Annotated in this window: 1 pseudogene; it reads left to right on the forward strand. The window is 69.1% G+C overall.

Going from position 1 to position 249, the window contains the following annotated elements:
• A pseudogene (locus N825_RS40100) lies at positions 1–249 on the forward strand (hypothetical protein); the annotation flags it as partial.

Genomic DNA, 249 nt, shown 5'->3' on the forward strand with positions numbered 1-249 from the left:
CGCTACGCGGACTACGCCACCAACATCTATCACCCCGCGCGCCTGGCCGATCCGGGCGCGCCGATCGCCTACTCGCCGGAAACCAGGACCAGCCTGAGCATCCTGCAAAGCGTGGCCGTGGCCGATACCCTGTCGGTCAAGGACGGCCTGGTGCAACTGACCCTGGGCGCGCGCCGCCAGAACGTCAACACGCGTTCGTACTCGCCGGCCGGCGACGCCACCAACCGCTACGACCAGAGCGCCACGACG

This window comes from Skermanella stibiiresistens SB22, assembly GCF_000576635.1.
Classification (GTDB): Bacteria; Pseudomonadota; Alphaproteobacteria; order Azospirillales; family Azospirillaceae; genus Skermanella; species Skermanella stibiiresistens.